The sequence below is a fragment of the Pseudoclavibacter sp. CFCC 11306 genome, assembly GCF_008831235.1.
GTDB lineage: Bacteria > Actinomycetota > Actinomycetes > Actinomycetales > Microbacteriaceae > Pseudoclavibacter_A.
Genome location: NZ_WBKF01000001.1, coordinates 1,264,477 through 1,284,378 on the forward strand (window position 1 = coordinate 1,264,477; position 19,902 = coordinate 1,284,378).

Below are 19,902 nucleotides of genomic sequence, written 5' to 3' on the forward strand. Positions count from 1 at the left end.
AAACGGGTCGGAACCCGTTCACCACTCTAGTGCGCACGAGCGCACGCCCGCACTTCGCCCTCAGCCCTCCACACACGGCCGCCAGGCACGTCGAGCGGCCCCTGACCGTGCCACTCGGTCGCCAGGCGCAGCGTCTCAAGCACATGTCGACGTGTGGGAGCGCGCCCGGTGGCTCGTTCCAGCATCCCTTTGACGACCCGAGTCGCGAGGCCGGCCGGCAGGCCGCGCAGCATCTCGACCGGCAGCGCGCCCGGCTCGCACGCGTTCAGCCGGTCGACCGCCAGCGCATCGAGCACGACTGCGTCTTCGGCGAGCAGGTCGGCCGTGCGGGCGAGCGCCGCGACGATACCGGGACCGAGCTCGCGTTCGAGCACGGGCAGCACCCGGTCACGCACCCGCACCCGAGCGAACGCGGCGTCGTGGTTCTGCGGATCGTCCCATGAGTCGATGCCCTGCGCCCGACACGAGGCACGTGTGGTCTCGCGACGCAGGCCGAGCAGCGGACGCCCCAGTCTTCCCGCCAGCGGGCGCATGCCCCGCAGCGAGGCGGCGCCCGAACCGCGGGCGAGCCCGAGCAGCACCGTCTCGGCCTGATCGTCCATGGTGTGCGCCAGCAGGATCAGATCGCTCTGCGTCGCGACGCGCTCGCCCTCGAGCGCCGCATACCGCGCCCGACGGGCTGCGGCCTCGGGCCCGCCGGCGTCGCCGACCTCGACTCGCCTCACATGGGCGAAGGATGCTCCGAGGGCCAGCATCTCGGCCTGCGTTCGTCTCGCCACGGCTGCGCTGCCCTGCTGCAGCCCGTGGTCGACGGTCAGCGTTCCCCAGGCGATGCCCAGTCGCGGCGCCACGTGTGCGACGGCCGCCGCCAGCGCCAGTGAGTCGGCCCCGCCGCTCACTCCGACCAGTACGCGCCCGATGCCGGCCGGCGCCGATGGGACGGGCTGCTGCAGCATCCGCCGCACATCGTGTCGGATCGCGGCGGTGGCCGCGTCAAGCGACGGGCGACGCTCCGTGGGGCGCTGTTCAGGCATGTGCACTAATCTAGTGCGGGGGTCGGAGCGACGCCGAGCGACTGCTGAGTCACGGTGTCGCACGCAGCATCGGCCGCCGCTCGACATCCGCAAGACACGGGCGCTCGCCCCGACGCCGACAGCCGGCGCACCAGGGCACGCCGCACAAGGAGACAACCCATGGCAATCTACGACGCAATCATCGAGATCCCCGCTGGTTCACGCAACAAGTACGAGGTCGACCACGAGACCGGCCGCGTTTTTCTCGACCGCGTGCTCTTCACCAACTTCGTCTACCCCACCGACTACGGCTTCTTCGAGAACACGCTCGGCCAGGACGGCGATCCGGTCGACGTGCTGGTGCTCACCGAGATCCCGGTGTTCCCCGGTGTCGGCGTCAAGGTTCGTCCGGTCGGCATGCTGAACATGAAAGACGAGGCGGGCATCGACACCAAGGTCATCGCCGTTCCGAAGGATCCGCGTTTCGACCACATCCAGGACATCGACGATGTGCCCCAGGAGCTCAAGGATCGCATCGAGCACTTCTTCGCTCACTACAAAGACCTCGAGAAGGGCAAAGAGGTCACGCTGGGCGGCTGGGAGGGCGTCGAGGCCGCCGAGCGCGAGGTCCAGGAGGGCTTCGATCGACTGAAGGCAGAAGAGGCGAAGTAGCCTCCTGCATCGCAAAGCCCAGGGCCCGACCGCCGTGCGAACTCACACGTGCGAGGTCGGGCCCTGAGTCGTCTCTGCCGATCGGCGGTGCAGCGAATGCGTCACAGCGCGGATGCGTCAGCTGACGCTCAGTGAGACGCCAGCCAGATTGCCGGGTCGACGGTGTTTCCCCCGCCAACGCCGTATGGCGAACCGTAGCCAATCGAGCCGATGTGAATCTCGAAGTGCAGGTGCGGGCCGGTCGACGCACCGGTGCTGCCGGTCAGCCCGATCTGCTGCCCCTTGCCGACCGACTGGCCGACCGAGACCGTCGCTCGGGACAGGTGCTGATAGCGGCCGTAGATCGTCTGCCCGCCGATCACGTAGCGCACGTCGATGTAGTTGCCTCGTGCACTGTCGTAGGTCACCGCTGTGACCGTGCCATTGGCGATGGCCAGCGCAGGAGTGCCGGTCGGAACCGAGTAGTCGGTGCCGTAATGGAACCTTCGGACTCCGGCGATCGGGTGCACGCGGAACCCATAGCCGCTCGAGGCACGAAGGTACGGGATCGGGTAGCCGACTCCGCTGCCCGGGCGGACTGCAGGAGCAGGTGCGCCACCGCCCCCACCGCCTGAGGCCGGCCGGCTGGGCTGGGAGGGCGCGTATGACCCGTCATCGTCGTTGCCGCCGGAGCGCTTCGCCGCCGCTGCGGCCTGAGCAGCCGCGGCCGCCTTCGCCCGAGCCTCGGCCTCGGCCTGCATGCCTGCAGCGCGCTGCTGCTGCAGCTCAGCGGTCTCGCCCTGCAGCGACGAGAGCTGAGCCGCGAGATTGGCGGCGTGGTCCTTCTGCTCCTGCAGCGACGCATCGACCTGCTGCTGAGCCTGCTGAGCCTGCTGAGCCTTTGTCGCGGCGTCGTCGGCGAGCGCCTGCAGCTGCGTCAGCGCAGCATCTGCCTGCTGTTTGAGCGAATCCGCAGTCTTGGCGTCGGCGATCGCACCGCGGTAGGTCTCGTCGCTGCTCTCTCCGAATCGCCCCATCACTCCGAGCTGATACAGCACTTCGTCGGCACCGTCGCCGGAGAGGTAGATGTTCATACTCGCGTTGCTGCCGCCGCTGCGGTACAGCTGCGCGATGCTCGCCCCGGCAGCGCGTTTCGACTCGTCGGCGCGTGCCTGAGCATTGAGCTGCTGCACTCGGAGCGTGTCATACGTCGTCTGCTGGTCTGCCACCTGCTGCAGCGCGGAGTCTGCCGCTGCCTGAGCGGAGTCGACGGCGGCCTGAGCGGAGTCGAGCTGGCCGTTGAGATCGGAGATGAGCCCCTGAACGCGAGTGATCTCGCTCTGCTTCGCCTGCTCGCTGTTCTTGGCGTTGTTGATGTCATCCCACGACGGATAGTTCGCAGCCTGACTCGGAGCCACCGGGGCAACCAGACTCTGTCCCCCGACCAGAGCCACGGAAAGTGCCGTGCCGATGACGACTCGACGCAGTGCGCGCATCATGCTCCCTTCACGTAGACCTTCGCCAGACTACACGGCACACCTGTGCACGTCTCGCAGGCCACCACGATTCGTTCGCACAATCTCTGCGGTTCTAGACTGGTTACTCAGGAACCTATTGAGGAGCAGCATGCCGACCACTGGATCGAAACGGGCCGCGCGAGTCATCTCCTGGCTTCGCGAGCAGGTCACAAGCGGAGCGTGGCCGATCGGCACCAAGATCCCCACTGAACCAGAGCTCACCGAGCAGTTGGGTGTCGGGCGCAGCACCGTCCGCGAAGCGGTGCGCGCGCTGGCCAGCTTGGGCATTCTCGAGACTGCTCCCGGCCGAGGCACCTTCGTCCGGTCAAGCAGCCCGGTGAGCGCCGTGCTCACCGACTACTTAGGAGAGAAAGAGATCTCGGACGTGCTCGGCATCCGCCGCACTCTCGAGATCGAGGCTGCCCGAAAGGCCGCCCTCGACCTGAGCGACGAGCACATCGACGCCCTGCGCCGCGCTCTCGAGGAGGAGCGCGAACACGTTCAAAGCGGTCACACCGAGGCACTCGACCCACCGGGGCCGTTTCATGTCGCGCTGGTGCAGGCCAGCGGCAACCCGCTACTGACCGAGCTCTATCAGGGGCTCGCACATGCGGTGAAGCTCGGCATCCGCGACGGCAAAGTCAAGTCATCGCCTGCCGACGAGAAGCTGCGCGATCACGAACGCATCTTCGAAGCCGTGGTGAAGCACGACCTTGTCGAGGCGGTCCACGCAGCCAACGATCACGGTGATCGAGATCTCGTCGTGGTTCCCGGCGACGGCGAGAAGAGCGACGGCGGCCGCTCTGCCGCCGCGCCCGCCGAGCCCCCCGCTGTGTATCGGCGCATCGACACCCGCCGAGGCGGCTCGCTCTCGCCGGTGCGCATCTTCCGCGCCCCGGACGACGCCCGCTGATATCGCGACACACCCCGCGGACGGATCCGTTTTGCACTCGGCGTCGGAATTCCGTAATGTATGACGTCGGTACTGCGGGTTCGGAAACATCAGAAACGCCAGAACAAGCGGCCCCATCGTCTAGTGGCCTAGGACACTGCCCTTTCACGGCGGTAACACGGGTTCGAATCCCGTTGGGGTCACAAAGCGGTGCCGGCAGCATGATATAGTTCCACAGGCAGTATCGGCAGTACACTGCATGGCCCTGTAGCGCAGTTGGTTAGCGCGCCGCCCTGTCACGGCGGAGGTCGCGGGTTCAAGTCCCGTCAGGGTCGCTTCGGCGACAGGAGCCCTTCCTTTTGGAAGGGCTCTTTCACCGATCGGGCCGTGTGAGCGCGCCCCGGCTCTGTAGCTCAGTTGGTAGAGCGCACGACTGAAAATCGTGAGGTCACGGGATCGACGCCCGTCGGAGCCACCACATTCCTCCTGCTCCTATATTCTCCTTTTCACAGTCTGATCGTGCGATCCTTTTCCGGGCTGCCCAGAATTCGTTGTAGCAGCAAGTTATGCTGCTACAATCGGCACATGACCGAACCTCGCTGGCTTTCCCCGATCGAGCTCAACGCATGGATGCGTTTCGAGGCCGTCGTCGAGCTCATGCCCGGGGCACTCGACTCACAGCTGCAACGCGACGCGCAGCTCACGCACTTCGACTACCTGGTGCTCGCCAAGCTCTCTGAACGCGACGATCGCGCCATGCGCATGACGCAGCTCGCGGCCTCGACGAACTCCACGCTGCCCCGGCTCTCGCATGTGGTCTCGCGGCTGGAGCGTCGCGGCTTCGTCGAGCGCTCTTCGTGCGACACCGATCGCCGTGTCACGATCGCACGCCTGACCGACGCGGGTTGGGACAAAGTCGTCGCCTCGGCGCCCGGTCATGTCGAGAACGTGCGCGCGACCGTCTTCGACCAGCTCGCACCAGAACAGGTCGTGCAGCTCGATCAGATCTGCTCTCGTCTGCTCGCCAAGCTCGACCCGGACAACCGGCTCGAAGTGCAGCGCTGAACTGGACATGAAAAAGCCCCGCACGGAGTGCGGGGCCAGGTCAGGTGCGCTCAGAGCGCCGACTGACGAATCTCAGATGGTGCGAATGTTCTCTGCCTGCAGCCCCTTGGGGCCCTGCACGACATCGAACTCGACCTTCTGGTTCTCGTCGAGCGAGCGGAAGCCCTCAGACTGAATGTTCTTGTAGTGAGCGAACACGTCTGCGCTGCCGTCGTCAGGCGAGATGAATCCGTAGCCCTTTTCAGCGTTGAACCACTTCACGGTACCGGTTGCCATATCACTGCTCTTTCTTGCTGTTGCGCCGAGACTCTCACGACGACTTGTGCGGTGTTGCTTTGCACTCCGACAGAACAGTTGGGCCGGCGATGAGCAGCCCGACCTGCGGTACGGCGATCAAACAAAAACCTCGTGACCAAGTGTAGACGGATTCGCCGTCGACGCGCGGAGTCCGGTGACCGGCTGACTCAGAGCTGCCGGTCGGGCACATCGAAGATCTGCAGGCACTTCTGCGGCCCCTGCTGCATGCCAGTGGTGAACCAGCGCTGGCGCATCTCAGACGATCCATGCGTCCAGGAGTCCGGATCGGCATGGCCTTGCGCCTGCTCCTGGATGTGATCGTCTCCGACGGATGCTGCGGCGTTGAGCGCATCGGCCACCTGTGCCGAGGTGGGTGGCTCCAGATACGCCTGCCCGTTCTCGTCTCGAGTCGTGGAGGCCGCTCCGACCCAGCTTCCGGCGAAGCAGTCGGCCTGCAGCTCAGTGCGCACCGACCCTCCGGTTCTGCCGACGTCTTGTGTGCGCTGCGAGGTCAGCAGGCCGCCCAGCTGCTGGATGTGGTGGCCCCACTCATGCGCCACGATGTAGAGCTGAGAGAGCGATCCCCCGCTGGCGCCGTACTGCGAGCGCAGCACCTGGAAGAACGACGTGTCGATGTAGATCGTCTCGTCAGCCGGGCAGTAGAACGGCCCCGTCGACGACGTGGCGCTGCCGCATCCCGTCGACGTCGCACCTGAGAAGAGCTGCATGTCAGGATCGTGATACGTGCCACGCACGTCCAACTGCGGGTACTCGTCTTTCCAGTACGCCGAGATGGAGCTCGCCGCACCGACCATGCGACAGTCGTCGCGCGCGTTGGCGTCGGCGCCGGTCAGACAGTCGTCGATCGGCGCCGAACTGCCGTCAGTCGTGCGAATCTGGCCGCCGTACTGGCCGGTGGCCGATTCGAGCGTGCCCGGGTCGATGCCGGTCAGCTGTGAGATCACGAACACCAGCAGCAGAACCACCAGCCCGCCGCCGCCGGCGATGGCGGTGCCCCGAGCGCCCGACGATCGGCGCACGTGAGACGGGTCGAGCTTGGCGTTGGGGTTGAAAGTCATATCACCAGTCTAGGCAGGCGCACTCTCGGTCGAGGGCTCCGCCGACAGCCGTCGTGACCGCGCCCGGTCACGACGATCGCGGTGGCCTTCGACCGCCCAGTAGAGCACCGGCAGCACGATGAGCGTCAGCAGCGTCGACGACACCAGGCCGCCGATCACCACGAGCGCCAGCGGCTGCGAGATGAATCCGGCATGCCCTGTGATTCCGAGGGCCATCGGCACAAGTGCGAACACCGTGGCCGCAGCGGTCATCAGAATCGGCCGCAGACGCCGAGAGGCTCCCTCGACGATCGCTTCGAGCGTGCCTACGCCCTTGGCCCTGAACTGATTGACCAGGTCGATGAGCACAATCGCGTTGGTGACCACGATGCCGACAAGCATCAGCAGCCCGACCAGAGACGCCGCCCCCAGCGGCGTGCCGCTGATCAGCAGCGCGGCAAGCGCCCCTGTCGCAGCGAACGGGATCGAGACCAGCAGCAGCAGCGGCTGCCGCAGCGATTTGAACGTCGCCACCATGATCACGTAGACGATGAGCACAGCGGCGAGCAGAGCGAGGCCCAGACTGCTGAACGCCGACGCCTGATCGCTGAGCACCCCGCCGATCGATGCTGTGACACCCGCAGGCAGCTGGGTGTCGTCCAGCAGCTTCGTCACGCCTGCAGAGACGGTGTTGAGCGACTCACCTGCCGGGGTGATCGTCACCGTCGCCGAACGGCTGCCCCGTACCGAGCTGATCGACTGCGGCACCTGCTGCGTCTGCACGTCGGCGAGCGCGTCGAGGCGAACCGTGCCGGTGGGCGTCGTCACCGGCAGCGCCCGCAGTTCGTCTGCGGTCTTGGGCTGCTCGTCGCTGCGCACCACCACCGAGACGTCTTTCGAGTCGATCGTCACCTTGGCAACCTGCTGGGGGTTCATCGCCGGGGCGAGGGTCTGGACGATCTGAGATTCGGTCATGCCATGCTCCGCCGCACGCTGCCGGTCGACGGCGACATGCAGCGTGTCAATCGTCGAGCTCAGGCTGCTCGTGACCTCGGCCACGTCGTCGATTTCGCGTGCTCCCGAGACCAGCTGATTCGCAGCGTCCTCAAGGCGCTGGTCGTCAGGCGCCTCGACGTCGATCGCGATGTCGTTCGAGACTCCGGCGCCACCCGACGTCGACAGCGAGAGATCGTCGGCGTCAGGCTGGGCGTTCAGCGCGTCACGCAGCTTCTGCTGCACCTTGGCGGCATCGGCCCCGTCGGCGAACGCCACTTGGAACAGTGTGCTCTGCCCCGCACCGCCCCCGGCGAACGAGGCCATGCTGATGCCGCCGGAGCTGCCGACGGTGGTCGAGACGGTCTGCACGCCGTCGACGTCGCGCAGCGCCTGCTCGACCGGCAGCGCACGCTGTGTCGCACTCTCGAGGCTCGTGCCCGGCCTGAGCGCCTGTGAGATGCTCGCCGTGTTCTGCCCCGAGTCGCCGATGAAGTTGGTCTGCATGAGCGGCGTCAGCGCCAGTGTGACGCCCAAGACGACGACCGCCCCGACCAGCGTGAGCGCGGGATGCCGCAGCGTGCCGCGCAGCACCGGTTCGTACCAGCGTTGGAGGCGGGTGCGTGGCTCGTCTGCGAGCGCGTCGGTGGCTCCGAGCGTACGCTGACGACGCCGCGACTCCCCACGCGGCAACGCGTCGCTTTCACTCTCGCTCATCGAGGCATCCGACGTTTTGGGTGCCCTGAGCAGCCAGTAGGCCAGCACCGGCACGATGGTCAGCGACACCAGCAGCGAGGCGATCAGCGCGATGACCACGGTGAACGCGAACGGTTTGAAGAGTTCGCCGACCAGACCGGTGACGAACCCGACCGGCAGGAACACGGCAGCGGTGGTGAGCGTCGATGCGGTGATCGCGCCGGCCACCTCGCGCACACCATGCAGGATCACGGCCGACTTGCGCTCGCCCCGTTCGAGAGCGAGATGACGGTTGATGTTCTCGATCACCACGATCGAGTCGTCGACGACTCGACCGATCGCGATCGTCAACGCGCCGAGCGTCAGCACGTTCAGCGAGTATCCGGCCGCTTCGATGCCGATGAACGTCACGAGCAGCGAGGTCGGAATCGAGATCGCGGTGACCAGCGTCGACCGCACCGAAAGCAGGAAGAGCAGGATGACCACGATCGCGAAGGCCAGCCCCAGCAGCCCCTCGGTCGTGAGCGACTCGATCGACTGCTCGATCGACGGCGCCTGGTCGTACATCACTGAGAGGGTGATGTCGTCGCCGACCTTCGCCTGCAGCTCGTCCACCTGAGCGTTGATCTGCTTCGACACCTCGACGGTGTTGCCGGTCGGGCGCTTCGTCACCTGAATGGTCACGGCCGGCTGACCGTCGACTCGGCTGATGCCGGTGACCGGCGCCTCGGTCAGTGTGACCTGTGCGACGTCTCCCAGCCGCACGGGCGCGATCGCAGCGGGCTGCGCCGCCCCACCGGCCGCAGCGGCACCTTGGCTCGCACCAGCGCTGACAGACTGGCTCGCAGCGCCGGCGGCAGACTGGCTCGTACCACCAGCGGCAGGCAGCAGCGGCAGCGCCGCCAGGTCGTCTGTCGAGGTGAACGAGTCGCCGACGCGCACTGAGAGATCTCGGTCTCCTTCGGTGACGCTGCCGGCACCGCCGACGGTGCCGTTGGCAGCGAGCGCCTGCGAGATCGAAGCTGCGGTCAGCCCGTGCTGGGCCAGCTTGGTCTGGTCGGGCACCACCCGAACCTCGCGACCCCCCCCGCCGACCACCGTGGCCGAGGCGACGCCATCAACGTGTTCGAGATCGTTGGTCACTGTGGAGCGCAGCCGCTCGGCGATGTCGACCGGCGCGACCTGCGACGAGGCGGCCGAGAGCATGATCACCGGCAGATCGTCTGTCGAACCGGTGGCGATGATCGGATCGAGGTCTTTCGGCAGCTGGCTCGAGATTCGGTTGACCGCCTGCTGCACCTTCTGCTCGGCACCGACGCGATCGGTGCCGAAGGCGAACTTGGCCGTCACCATCGAAACCCCGGTGCTCGACGTCGACGACGTCGACTCGATGCCTTCGACGCTCTGCACCGCGGCTTCGACCGGTGCGCTGATCTGCGCATCGATCACATCTGGGGCGTCGCCCGGGCTCGACGACTGCACGACCACCATGGGCAGCTCGATGCTCGGCATGAGCTCCTGTCGAGCGCCGGTCATCGAGAACACGCCGAAGAAGGCGACCACGATGGTGATCAGCGCGATCAGCGCTCGGTTACGCATGCTGAGAGCAGTCAGTCGTGACATGTTTCCTTACCTGACGGGTTCCGGGAGTCGGGCCGCTTGGTGCATTGTTTCACACCTGTTTGAGAGGTTCGGCCAGGCCGCATCGGCCACAGCCGTGATAGACTTGCGGCCAGCATGTGCGCAGTCCACGTGACAGTGGTCGTACGCGCCGTCTTAACGAATCATGACAGTGACAGGAGGTCTCGTTCATGGGACGCGGCCGCCAGAAGGCGAAACACACCAAAGTCGCCCGGGAACTCAAATACAACGTTCCTGCAACTGACTACGAGGCTCTCGAGCGAGAGCTGCGCAGCCGTGCTCATCACGACGAGGGCTCCAGCGAAGACTGGAGCGAGTACCACTACCCCGCCGACGACGAGCGCGACGAAGACGAACGCTGAGTTCCGAGCGCTGAGCAGAGCACTGCGCTCGCTCCCGCGCACTCCTGTTCTCTCACACTCACACTCACACTCACACTGAGCATCGAACGCAGCCAGAACACGGCGCGGTGCGGTCACCGAGCCGCGATGCTGCGTCGACAGCACGCGGCTCGCCCCGGACTCAGCTGGCGAAGTCTCCGACGAGACGAACACCGCCCGCATGCACGCCCTTCGCACCGACGGTGAATCCGTCAGCCGCCAGATCGCGCTGGGCATCGCTGACCACACCGGCCTGCCAGGTCGGGATGCCCTGCTGAACGAAGGCCTGCTGCACGGCTTCGGCGCGATCGGCCTCGACCAAAGCCACCATACCGATGCCCAGGTTCCAGGTGTCTTCGACCTCGCCCAGTGCGAAGCCTCCCAGATCGGCGAGCACGCGGAAGACCTGCGGCGGCTGCCAGGTCGAGCGATCGAGTTCGAGCCACAGACCGGCGGGCAGCACCCGGGCGATGTTCGCCGCGATGCCTCCACCGGTGATGTGGCTGAGCATGTGCACCGCACCCTTGGTCGTTGCGCTCTCGAGCACGCTCACCACCGGCCCGGCGTAGAGACGCGTGGGCTCCAGCAGCTCTTCGCCCACTGAGCGTGAGAAGTCTGCGATCGACGAGGTGTAGTCAAGCTCTGCATCGGCGAGCACACGGCGGACGAGCGAGTAGCCGTTCGAGTGCAGGCCGCTCGAGGCCAGAGCGAGCACGACATCCCCCGAACGCACACGCGAGGGGTCGAGGCGCAGCTCGAAGTCGACCGCTCCCACGGCGGCGCCCGCGAGGTCGTACTCGTCGGGCCCCAGCAGATCGGGATGCTCCGCGACCTCCCCGCCGACCAGCGACGTGCCCGTCTCGGCACAGGCGCGTGCGATCGAGCCGACGATCTCGGCGATGCGCTCGGGGATCACCCGCCCGGTGGCGACGTAGTCGGTCATGAACAGCGGCTTCGCCCCGACCACGACGATGTCGTCGACTACCATGCCGACGAGATCCTGACCGATGGTGTCGTGCTTGTCGATCGCCTGGGCGATCGCGACCTTGGTGCCGACGCCGTCAGTCGACGTGGCCAGAACGGGATGGTCGAACTCTTTCAGCGCCGACACGTCGAACATGCCGGCGAAGCCGCCGACCCCGCCGATCACCTGAGGGCCGTGGGTCGCCTGAACCGCCGCCTTCATCAGTTCGACGGCGCGATCGCCGGCCTCGGTGTCGACTCCGGACTGCGCGTAGAGGCTCACAGGTTCTCCTTGGTGCTCTCGATGATGGGATCGCTGGTCGGTGCTGGATGGTGTCGGTGCGGGATGCTGCGGGGCTCGATCGAGTCAGCGTTTCGGGGTCGAGAGCGCGCCATGCGTAATGCCGCTCTGCCCGCTCACCAGCCGGTCGAGCTCGGAGTCGGGGCCGGGATTGCAGGCTGCCGGGGCCTTCGCTCCTGCCTGCTCGAGCAGGTCTTTGCCCAGCTCGTCGTCGCTCGGCAGCTCGATCGGGTACTGCCCGGTGAAGCATGCGGTGCACAGCTCGCTCTCGGGCTGCTGCGAGGCCTCGATCATGCCGTCTTTGCTCAGGTAGCCCAGTGAGTCGGCGCCGATCATGCTGCGGATCTCTTCGACCGAGGCGCCCGACGCGATCAGCTCGGCACGCGAGGCGAAGTCGATGCCGTAGAAGCACGGCCAGGTGATCGGCGGAGACGAGATGCGCACGTGCACTTCGGCGGCACCGGCCTCGCGAAGCATCGCCACCAGCGCACGCTGGGTGTTGCCTCGCACGATCGAGTCGTCGATCACGACCAGTCGCTTGCCTCGGATCACCTCGCGCAGAGGATTCAGCTTCAGACGGATGCCGCGCTGACGGATCGTCTGAGACGGCTGGATGAACGTGCGCCCGACATAGGCGTTCTTGACGAGACCCTGCCCATAGGGAATGCCCGACTGCTGCGAGTAGCCGATCGCCGCCGGCGTTCCCGAATCGGGAGTGGGAATCACGAGGTCGGCTTCGACAGGGTACTCACGCGCCAGCGCTTTGCCCATGTCGATGCGCGATGCGTTGACCGAGCGGCCGTGGATCGTGGTGTCGGGACGCGCCAGGTAGACGTATTCGAAGACGCATCCGGCTCGTTTCGTCTGCGCAAAGCGCTGACTGCGGATGCCGCTCTCGTTGATCGCGAGCAGCTCGCCCGGCTCGACCTCGCGCACGAACGAGGCGCCGACGATGTCGAGCGCGGCGGTTTCGCTGGCCACCACCCACCCGTGATCGAGTCGGCCGAGCACCAGCGGGCGCACGCCCTGCGGGTCTCGTGCGGCGTAGAGCGTGTGCTCGTCCATGAAGGCGAGGCAGAACGCCCCGCGCACCTTCGGCAGAATCTGCATCGCGGTGGCTTCAAGAGTGTGGTCGGCGTCGCCGCTGAGCAGCGCGGTGAGCACTGCGGTATCGGTGGTGTTCCCATGCGAGAGCTCGCCGAAGGTCTGATCGGGATGCAGGTCGTGCAGCAGCCGAAGCAGCTCGGCGGTGTTCGTCAGGTTGCCGTTGTGGCCGAGTGCGATCGTGCCGTTGGCGGTCTTGCCGAGCGTCGGCTGAGCGTTCGCCCACGTCGAGCGGCCGGTCGTCGAGTATCGGTTGTGCCCGACCGCGATGTGTCCGGTGAGAGTGTTGAGCGAGGACTCATCGAAGACCTGCGAGACCAGACCCATGTCTTTGTAGACCATGATCTGCTCGCCGTCGGAGGTCGCAATGCCCGCCGACTCGGTGCCGCGGTGCTGCAGGGCGAAGAGACCGAAGTACGTGAGCTTGGCCACCTCTTCGTCAGGCGCCCAGACTCCGAAGACGCCGCATTCGTCCTGCGGACCCTTCTCGTTCGGCAGAAGGTCGTGGTTGAGCATGCCGTCACCGCGAGCCACGGTCACTCCTTGTCTTCTCCACCCGAGGTGGAGTTCGTGCGGTCTTCAGACGAGGCGTCGGCTCCCCCGTCAGACGCCTCAGCGTCAATTGTCGCACCGGCACCCCGGGCGAGGCCACCCCCAGCGGAAGATTCGGAGACGGGCACGGCCACGGCATCCGCCGCAGCCTCTTCGCCGTCACTCGTGAACTTCTCGTGCACGGCGCTGGCCAGGCGGGCCCGGCGTGCCATCACACGGTCGAGCACGAGGGCGATCACGAGCATGACCAAGGCGCAGACCACGGCGAGCGTCAGTCCCAGCAGCAGGAAGGCCTGCATCGGGCTGATCTGTCGTGTCGGGTCGTCGGCGTCTGCCGGGTCACGGGGCTGTGCCATCGCGATCAGCGACACGACTGCAGAGATCACCAGGCCGATGACCGCTCCGAACATCGCGAACGTCAGATATTTGGGTGCCTGGCGCACCTGCACCTGCACCTCTTGGGTCTCTCGCCTCACCCAGACACCCTATCTCACTTGTGCGGCTGCCCTCTGCGCACCCGATGCAGTCCGGGAATCGGCAGCATGCCGTCGAGATGCGCCCGGGCGCCGGAGGCGTCGACCAGGCCGGACGACAACGCCTCGGCCCAGAGCAGCCGGCCGCTCGCGAGCTCCAGCCAGGTCGCCGCATCGGTCTCGATGACGTTCGGAGGCGTGCCTCTGGTGTGCCGCGGCCCCTCGATGCACTGCACCGCGCCGTACGGCGGCACCCGCACCTCGACCGAATGGCCCGGGTGGTCGTCGGCGAGTGTCTGCAGCGTGAACCGCACGGCCGTCGCGATCGTCGCACGGGGAGCCGCGATCGTGCCCCGCTCGAGAGCACCCTCAACTGCGGGCTCGACCGGCGCATCCGCATCGACCTCGCCCGCGCTCAGGCCGGCCAGCGCCGCATCGAACGCGCTGATGCCGTCGCGTTCTTCGATTCTCTTCATCGCCACGGGGCGATTCTACGGGTCGGCTTCGGTAGGCTGGGCGAGTGAAGATTCTCGTACTCGGCTCGGGCGCGCGCGAGCACGCCATCATCCGTCGGCTGCTGGCCGACCAGACCACCCATGAGATCGTCGCGGCTCCCGGCAACGCCGGCATCGCGGCAGACGTGCCCGTCGTCGCCCTCGACGCCGCTGACGGTGCGGCCGTCGTCGCGCAGGTCGAGCGCGACCGACCTGATCTGGTCGTCGTCGGCCCCGAGGCCCCTCTGGTCGCGGGTGTGGCGGATGCCGTGCGCGCGCTGGGCGTACCCGTGTTCGGCCCCGACCGTGACGCGGCTCGGCTCGAAGGCTCGAAGAGCTTCGCCAAGCAGGTCATGGAGGCCGCTGGGGTGCCCACCGGGCGCGCGGTTCGCGCCAGCACCCTGCCCGAGGCCGAGGCCGCGCTGGACGAGTTCGGCGCTCCGTATGTGGTGAAGGCCGACGGTCTCGCCGCAGGCAAGGGCGTCATCGTCACCGACGACCGCGACGCGGCCGTCGCACACGCGAGCCGATGGATCGACCAGAGCGTGCTGATCGAGGAGTTCCTCAGCGGGCAGGAGGTCTCGCTCTTCTTTCTCGCCGACGGCACCCGGGTCGCACCGCTCTCTCCCGCGCAGGATTACAAACGCGTCGACGACGACGACCAGGGTGCGAACACCGGAGGCATGGGCGCCTATTCGCCGCTGCCCTGGGTGGGCGACGACTTCGTGGCGCAGGTGCGCGACACGGTGGCCCAGCCGACGATCACCCAGCTCGCGAAACAGGGCGACGAGTTTCGCGGTCTGCTCTACTGCGGTCTGATCATCACGCCGAAGGGCCTCCGCGTCATCGAGTTCAACGCTCGTTTCGGCGATCCCGAGACGCAGGTCGTGCTGCCCCGCCTCGAAGGCGAGTTCGGCGAGCTGCTGCTCGCCGCCGCCGAAGGCCGCCTCGACTCTGTGCCGGCACCTCGTTTCTCTCCCCAGTGCGCGATCACCGTGGTCATGGCCAGCGAGGGCTACCCCGAGCAGTCGCTCACCGGTCGGGTGATCACCGGCGTCGACGAGGCCGAGCAGCTGCCCGGTGTGAGCGTCATCCATGCGGCGACCGCCGATGAGAACGGCCATCTGATCGCCACCGGCGGCCGAGTGCTCAACGTTGTCGCGGTCGCCGACACCTTCGAGGCGGCTCGGGCCGCAGCGTATGCTGGCATCGAACGCATCGGGCTCGAAGGCGAGCACCATCGCGGCGACATCGCCGCCGCGAGCCGCACCCGCGCCGACCTTTTGACCGATCCGAACGCCTGACGACAACTGAACCACTGGAAAGGTGACCATGTCTTCGTCTGCCCTTGAGCTGCCCGGCTGGAAGCACGTCTACTCCGGCAAAGTGCGCGAGCTCTACATTCCTCTGAGCGCAGAGTCGCTCGACACCGCCACACAGGTGCTGATGGTGGCCTCAGACCGCGTCAGCGCCTTCGACCACATGCTCGAACCGCCGATCCCGGGCAAAGGCGAGCTGCTCAACCAGATGGCGCTGTGGTGGTTCGAGAAGCTCGACTTCGCGAACCACGTGCTCAGCACCGACGTGCCAGACGCCGTCGCCGGTCGTGCGATCATCGCGAAGCGGCTCAAGATGTACCCGCTCGAGGCGGTCGTTCGCGGCTACATCGCCGGATCAGGCTGGGAGGAGTACCAGCGCAGCGGCACCGTGTGCGGCATCGAGCTGCCCGCCGGACTCGAATTCGGAGACAAGCTACCCGAGCCGATCTACACACCGGCGTTCAAGGCTCCTGCCGGCCAGCACGACGAGAACATCTCGTACGAGCAGAGCATCGACCTCGTCGGTGAAGAGGCGGCAAAGGCCATTCGCGACGCCTCGCTGAACCTCTACCAGCAGGGTGCGGCCGTCGCCGAGCAGCACGACCTGATCATCGCCGACACGAAGTTCGAGTTCGGCAGCGACCTCGGCCGTCTGGTGCTGGCAGACGAAGTGCTCACCTCTGACTCGTCCCGCTACTGGAGTCGCGAGGCCTGGGCCGAGGGCCGCCGTCGTGAGAGCTTCGACAAACAGATCGTGCGCAACTGGCTGAGCGACAACTGGGACAAAACCGGGGTGCCGCCAGAGCTCCCCGAAGAGATCGTGCAGCAGACCGCCGCCCGCTATCGCGAGCTCTTCGAGAAGCTCACCGGCGAGAGTGCCCCGGCCGAGCGCTGAGTCTGCAGCGCTCAGCGAGACCTCGCTGAGCGGAATCCGCCCGGAAGGTGGGGCTGTTCGGAGAACCGAGCAGCCCCACCTTCGGCTTTCGGCCCTGCCGACTCGCAGTCTCGCCGCCCGACGTCTCGGTCGGCCCCGGTGCGCCGACCTTCGCCTGCGATAGGATAGAGCCCGCCGTCAGGCGCAACAATCACTCACACGGTAAGGCGAGTATCAGTGTCGAAGATCATTGTCGAAATCATGCCCAAACCAGAGATTCTGGACCCTCAGGGCAAAGCGGTCGCCGGGGTGCTGCAGCGTCTCGGCCATGAGCAGATCACGGGCGTGCGCATCGGCAAACGCTTCGAGGTCGAGGTCGACGGCGAGGTCAGCGACGAGCTGCTCTCCAAGGTGGCCGAAGTCGCCGCCGACGTCTTCTCGAACCCTGTGATCGAAGACGTCGTCAGCGTCGCCGCCGCCAAGGAGGACTGATGGCCGACGCGACCACAGCATCCGCCGCACGGCCGGCGCGCATCGGCGTCGTGACCTTTCCCGGCACGCTCGACGACGGAGACGCCCGCCGTGCAGTGCGCTTCGCCGGTGCCGAGGCCGTCGCTCTCTGGCACGCCGACACCGACATCTCAGGCGTCGACGCCATCGTGCTGCCGGGCGGGTTCAGCTACGGCGACTACCTGCGGGCCGGCGCGCTCGCGACGCAGTCGCCGATCATGCGCTCGATCATCGAAGCGGCGAACGACGGTCTGCCCGTACTCGGCATCTGCAACGGCTTTCAGGTGCTTACCGAGTCTCATCTGCTGCCCGGTGCGCTCGTGCGCAACGAGCACCTGCACTTCATTCGACATGATCAGAGCCTGCGCATCGAGTCGACCGAGACCGCGTGGACGAACGGCTACGAGCGCGGCCAAGAGGTCGTCATTCCGCTGAAGAACGCCGAAGGCCGCTATGTGGCCGACGAGACGACGCTGCAGCAGCTCGAAGACGACGGCCGCATCATCGCGCGCTACATCGACGGCAACCCCAACGGCTCGGCCCACGACATCGCCGGCATCACCAACGCCGCAGGCAACGTCGTCGGCCTCATGCCGCACCCCGAGCACGCGATCGTGCCCGGCTTCGGCCCCGACACCGCCGAGCGCATGCGCTCGGGCACCGACGGCCTGACCTTCTTCACCTCTGTGCTCACGCATCTGGGCATCGCACCCGTCGACGATGTGGTGCCCGCCTCACACGCACCAGAGCACCACACCGCAGACGCAGGGATTCGCGAATGACCACCACACAGAACCCAGCCGTGCCCCAGCCCGACAGCGTGCAGCACGCCGCCGAGACGCCCGACGTCGCACAGCCCTACGACCAGCTCGGCCTGACCGCCGACGAGTACCAGCGCATCCGTGACATCCTCGGGCGCCGCCCCACCTCAGGCGAGCTCGCAATGTACTCGGTGATGTGGAGCGAGCACTGCTCGTACAAGTCGAGCAAGAAGTACCTGCGACAGTTCGGCGACACCACTCCGGAGCAGCGCGAGCGCATGATGGTCGGCATCGGCGAGAACGCCGGCGTCGTCGACATCGGCGAGGGCTGGGCCGTCACGTTCAAGGTCGAGAGCCACAACCATCCGAGCTTCGTCGAGCCCTTCCAGGGTGCGGCCACCGGCGTGGGCGGCATCGTGCGCGACATCATCTCGATGGGCGCACGCCCGGTCGCAGTGATGGATCAGCTGCGCTTCGGCGCGATCGATGCTCCCGACACCCGCCGCGTCGTCGACGGAGTCGTGCGCGGCATCTCGGCCTACGCGAACAGCCTCGGCCTGCCGAACATCGGCGGCGAGACCGTCTTCGACAAGGTGTATCAGGCGAACCCGTTGGTGAACGCCCTCGCGGTGGGCGTGCTGCGCCACGACGAACTGCACCTGGCCAACGCCAAGGGCGCCGGAAACAAGGTCGTGCTCTTCGGTGCGCGCACCGGCGGCGACGGCATCGGCGGCGCGTCGATCCTCGCCTCGGACACATTCAGCGAAGGTGGGCCCACGAAGCGGCCGGCCGTGCAGGTCGGCGACCCCTTCGCCGAGAAGCTGCTCATCGAGATGTGCATCGAGCTGTTCAAGCACGATCTCGTCGAGGGCATCCAAGACCTGGGCGCGGCGGGCATCTCGTGTGCGACCAGCGAGCTGGCGGCCAACGGAGACGGCGGCATGACCGTCGAACTCGACAGCGTTCTGCTGCGCGACCCCACGCTCACCGCCGAAGAGATTCTGATGAGCGAGTCGCAGGAGCGCATGATGGCCGTGGTGCGGCCTGAGAAGCTCGATGCGTTCCTCGCCGTCGCCGAGAAGTGGGCCGTCGAGACCTCGGTCATCGGCGAGGTCACCGACGGCGACCGTCTGATCATCAACTGGCGTGGCGTCGAGATCGTCAACGTGCCGCCGCGCACGGTCGCCGTAGACGGGCCCGTCTACGACCGCCCGGTGCAGCATCCGGCATGGATCGACGACTTGCAGGCCGACACTGCGGCCGCACTGGAGCGCGACAACTCGGGCGAGGGTCTGGGCGACACACTGCTGTCGATCATCGCAAGCCCGAACCAGGCCGACACAGCACTGATCACCGACCAGTACGACTACTACGTGCTGGGCAACACCGCGTTCTCGTTCCCCGAAGACGCAGGCATGATCCGCGTCGACGAAGAGACCGGTCTGGGCGTGGCTCTCGCGACCGACGCGAACGGACGCTACGCGCAGCTCGACCCGCGTGCCGGCGCCCGACTCGCGCTCGCAGAGGCCTACCGCAACGTCGCCGTGAGCGGCGCTGTGCCCGCCGCGGTGACTGACTGCCTGAACTTCGGCAGCCCCGAGAACCCCGAGGTCATGTGGCAGTTCTCCGAGGCCACCGCCGGGCTGGCCGCGGGCTGCCGCGAGCTGGGCATCCCGGTGACCGGCGGCAACGTGAGCTTCTACAACCAGACCGGTGAAACCCCGATCCACCCGACGCCGGTCGTCGGCGTGCTCGGCATCATCGACGACGTCGCGCGCCGAGTGCCGAGCGGCTGGCAGGATGAGGGCCACAACCTGTATCTGCTCGGCACGACCTACGACGAGCTCGACGGTTCGGCTTGGGCGGAGACGGTCTACGACCACCTCGGCGGTGTGCCGCCGACGGTCGACCTGGCGGCAGAGCGCAAGCTCGGCGAGATTCTCGCCTCGCTCGCCCGTGAGGGCCTGGTCACCTCGGCGCACGATCTGAGCGAGGGCGGCCTGGGCGTCGCGCTTGCCGAGGGCGTGATGCGCTTCGGCGTCGGTGCGCGGGTCTGGCTCGACGAGATCATGTCGCGCGATGAGGTGGATGCCACGGCTGCGCTGTTCTCTGAGTCGACGGGCCGCGTGCTGGTCTCGGTCGCTCGCGAAGACCAGGTTCGGTTCGAGGGCATGCTCTCGGCCCGAGACTACCCGGTGATCCGCATCGGCGTGACCGACAAGACCGTCGGCCTCGAGGTGCAGGGGCTGTTCTCGATGGGCGTCGACGTGCTCCGGGCCGCGCATCAGGGCACGCTGCCCCGCTACTTCGGCTGAGCGGCTGCTGCGCTGCGACAGCGCCGACCGACG

At 67.0% G+C, this 19,902-nt stretch carries 18 protein-coding genes and 3 tRNA genes; 12 read left to right on the top strand and 9 right to left on the bottom strand.

What is annotated here, in order from left to right:
• Positions 1–26: 26 nt before the first annotated feature.
• The gene (tilS, locus tag F8O09_RS05645; RefSeq protein ID WP_158054232.1) at positions 27–1,034 is read right to left on the bottom strand and encodes a tRNA lysidine(34) synthetase TilS; all 1,008 of its coding nucleotides are present in this window, start codon (positions 1,032–1,034) and stop codon (positions 27–29) included.
• Between the two features lie 159 nt (positions 1,035–1,193).
• Between tilS and ppa the strand changes: the two genes are divergently transcribed.
• Complete coding sequence (ppa, locus tag F8O09_RS05650) at positions 1,194–1,685, top strand: inorganic diphosphatase (RefSeq protein ID WP_158030697.1); 492 nt, start codon at positions 1,194–1,196, stop codon at positions 1,683–1,685.
• A gap of 128 nt (positions 1,686–1,813) precedes the next feature.
• On the opposite strand, the gene F8O09_RS05655 is transcribed toward ppa, so the two are convergent.
• Positions 1,814–3,163 carry a M23 family metallopeptidase gene (locus F8O09_RS05655; RefSeq protein ID WP_158030696.1) on the bottom strand — a complete coding sequence of 450 codons (1,350 nt, stop codon included), beginning with the start codon at positions 3,161–3,163 and terminating at the stop codon, positions 1,814–1,816.
• A gap of 127 nt (positions 3,164–3,290) precedes the next feature.
• Here F8O09_RS05655 and F8O09_RS05660 point away from each other — a divergent pair, with 127 nt between their 5' ends.
• The 5 genes from F8O09_RS05660 (at position 3,291) to F8O09_RS05680 (ending at position 5,138) form a co-directional block, all read left to right on the top strand.
• Positions 3,291–4,094, top strand: a complete 804-nt coding sequence (locus tag F8O09_RS05660; RefSeq protein ID WP_192497573.1) for a FadR/GntR family transcriptional regulator — start codon at positions 3,291–3,293, stop codon at positions 4,092–4,094.
• A 109-nt stretch (positions 4,095–4,203) separates the two neighbouring features.
• Positions 4,204–4,276: transfer RNA gene (locus tag F8O09_RS05665), tRNA-Glu, on the top strand.
• Between the two features lie 58 nt (positions 4,277–4,334).
• Positions 4,335–4,408 (top strand) — tRNA-Asp (locus F8O09_RS05670).
• Between the two features lie 67 nt (positions 4,409–4,475).
• Positions 4,476–4,551: transfer RNA gene (locus tag F8O09_RS05675), tRNA-Phe, on the top strand.
• 107 nt (positions 4,552–4,658) lie between these two features.
• On the top strand, positions 4,659–5,138 hold the full coding sequence (locus tag F8O09_RS05680) for a MarR family winged helix-turn-helix transcriptional regulator (RefSeq protein WP_158030694.1): 480 nt from the start codon (positions 4,659–4,661) through the stop codon (positions 5,136–5,138).
• A 72-nt stretch (positions 5,139–5,210) separates the two neighbouring features.
• Here F8O09_RS05680 and F8O09_RS05685 read toward each other — a convergent pair whose 3' ends face one another.
• The 3 genes from F8O09_RS05685 to F8O09_RS05695 all read right to left on the bottom strand — a co-directional run bounded on the left by F8O09_RS05685 (position 5,211) and on the right by F8O09_RS05695 (position 9,805).
• Entirely contained in the window at positions 5,211–5,414 is a 204-nt protein-coding gene (locus F8O09_RS05685) for a cold-shock protein (RefSeq protein WP_158030693.1), read from the bottom strand.
• A 188-nt stretch (positions 5,415–5,602) separates the two neighbouring features.
• The gene (locus F8O09_RS05690) at positions 5,603–6,514 is read right to left on the bottom strand and encodes a neutral zinc metallopeptidase (RefSeq protein ID WP_158054234.1); all 912 of its coding nucleotides are present in this window, start codon (positions 6,512–6,514) and stop codon (positions 5,603–5,605) included.
• A 9-nt stretch (positions 6,515–6,523) separates the two neighbouring features.
• The gene (locus tag F8O09_RS05695) at positions 6,524–9,805 is read right to left on the bottom strand and encodes an efflux RND transporter permease subunit (protein WP_158054235.1); all 3,282 of its coding nucleotides are present in this window, start codon (positions 9,803–9,805) and stop codon (positions 6,524–6,526) included.
• A 188-nt stretch (positions 9,806–9,993) separates the two neighbouring features.
• Between F8O09_RS05695 and F8O09_RS05700 the strand changes: the two genes are divergently transcribed.
• Positions 9,994–10,185, top strand: a complete 192-nt coding sequence (locus F8O09_RS05700) for a DUF3073 domain-containing protein (RefSeq protein ID WP_158030690.1) — start codon at positions 9,994–9,996, stop codon at positions 10,183–10,185.
• A gap of 160 nt (positions 10,186–10,345) precedes the next feature.
• On the opposite strand, the gene purM is transcribed toward F8O09_RS05700, so the two are convergent.
• From purM to F8O09_RS05720, 4 genes are all read right to left on the bottom strand, one after another.
• Positions 10,346–11,449, bottom strand: coding sequence for a phosphoribosylformylglycinamidine cyclo-ligase (gene purM / locus F8O09_RS05705; RefSeq protein WP_158030689.1), 1,104 nt, complete (start codon positions 11,447–11,449; stop codon positions 10,346–10,348).
• 84 nt (positions 11,450–11,533) lie between these two features.
• The gene (gene purF / locus F8O09_RS05710; protein ID WP_158030688.1) at positions 11,534–13,105 is read right to left on the bottom strand and encodes an amidophosphoribosyltransferase; all 1,572 of its coding nucleotides are present in this window, start codon (positions 13,103–13,105) and stop codon (positions 11,534–11,536) included.
• 2 nt (positions 13,106–13,107) lie between these two features.
• Positions 13,108–13,599 carry an ABC transporter permease gene (locus F8O09_RS05715; protein WP_158054236.1) on the bottom strand — a complete coding sequence of 164 codons (492 nt, stop codon included), beginning with the start codon at positions 13,597–13,599 and terminating at the stop codon, positions 13,108–13,110.
• Between the two features lie 14 nt (positions 13,600–13,613).
• Entirely contained in the window at positions 13,614–14,072 is a 459-nt protein-coding gene (locus F8O09_RS05720; RefSeq protein ID WP_192497604.1) for a sterol carrier family protein, read from the bottom strand.
• A 44-nt stretch (positions 14,073–14,116) separates the two neighbouring features.
• On the opposite strand from F8O09_RS05720, the gene purD reads away from it, so the two are divergent.
• From purD to purL, 5 genes are all read left to right on the top strand, one after another.
• The gene (gene purD / locus F8O09_RS05725; RefSeq protein WP_158030686.1) at positions 14,117–15,394 is read left to right on the top strand and encodes a phosphoribosylamine--glycine ligase; all 1,278 of its coding nucleotides are present in this window, start codon (positions 14,117–14,119) and stop codon (positions 15,392–15,394) included.
• A 28-nt stretch (positions 15,395–15,422) separates the two neighbouring features.
• Positions 15,423–16,304, top strand: coding sequence for a phosphoribosylaminoimidazolesuccinocarboxamide synthase (locus tag F8O09_RS05730; protein WP_158054237.1), 882 nt, complete (start codon positions 15,423–15,425; stop codon positions 16,302–16,304).
• Positions 16,305–16,520: 216 nt separating this feature from the next.
• Positions 16,521–16,775, top strand: a complete 255-nt coding sequence (gene purS / locus F8O09_RS05735) for a phosphoribosylformylglycinamidine synthase subunit PurS (protein ID WP_158030684.1) — start codon at positions 16,521–16,523, stop codon at positions 16,773–16,775.
• Positions 16,775–17,575: a phosphoribosylformylglycinamidine synthase subunit PurQ gene (gene purQ / locus F8O09_RS05740; RefSeq protein WP_158054238.1), complete on the top strand. Its 801-nt coding sequence runs from the start codon at positions 16,775–16,777 to the stop codon at positions 17,573–17,575. Before purS ends, purQ begins: the two co-directional genes overlap by 1 nt.
• A complete protein-coding gene (gene purL, locus F8O09_RS05745; protein WP_158054239.1) occupies positions 17,572–19,869 on the top strand; it encodes a phosphoribosylformylglycinamidine synthase subunit PurL in 2,298 nt (765 codons plus the stop codon). The genes purQ and purL overlap by 4 nt, the downstream gene beginning before the upstream one ends.
• Positions 19,870–19,902: the final 33 nt, after the last annotated feature.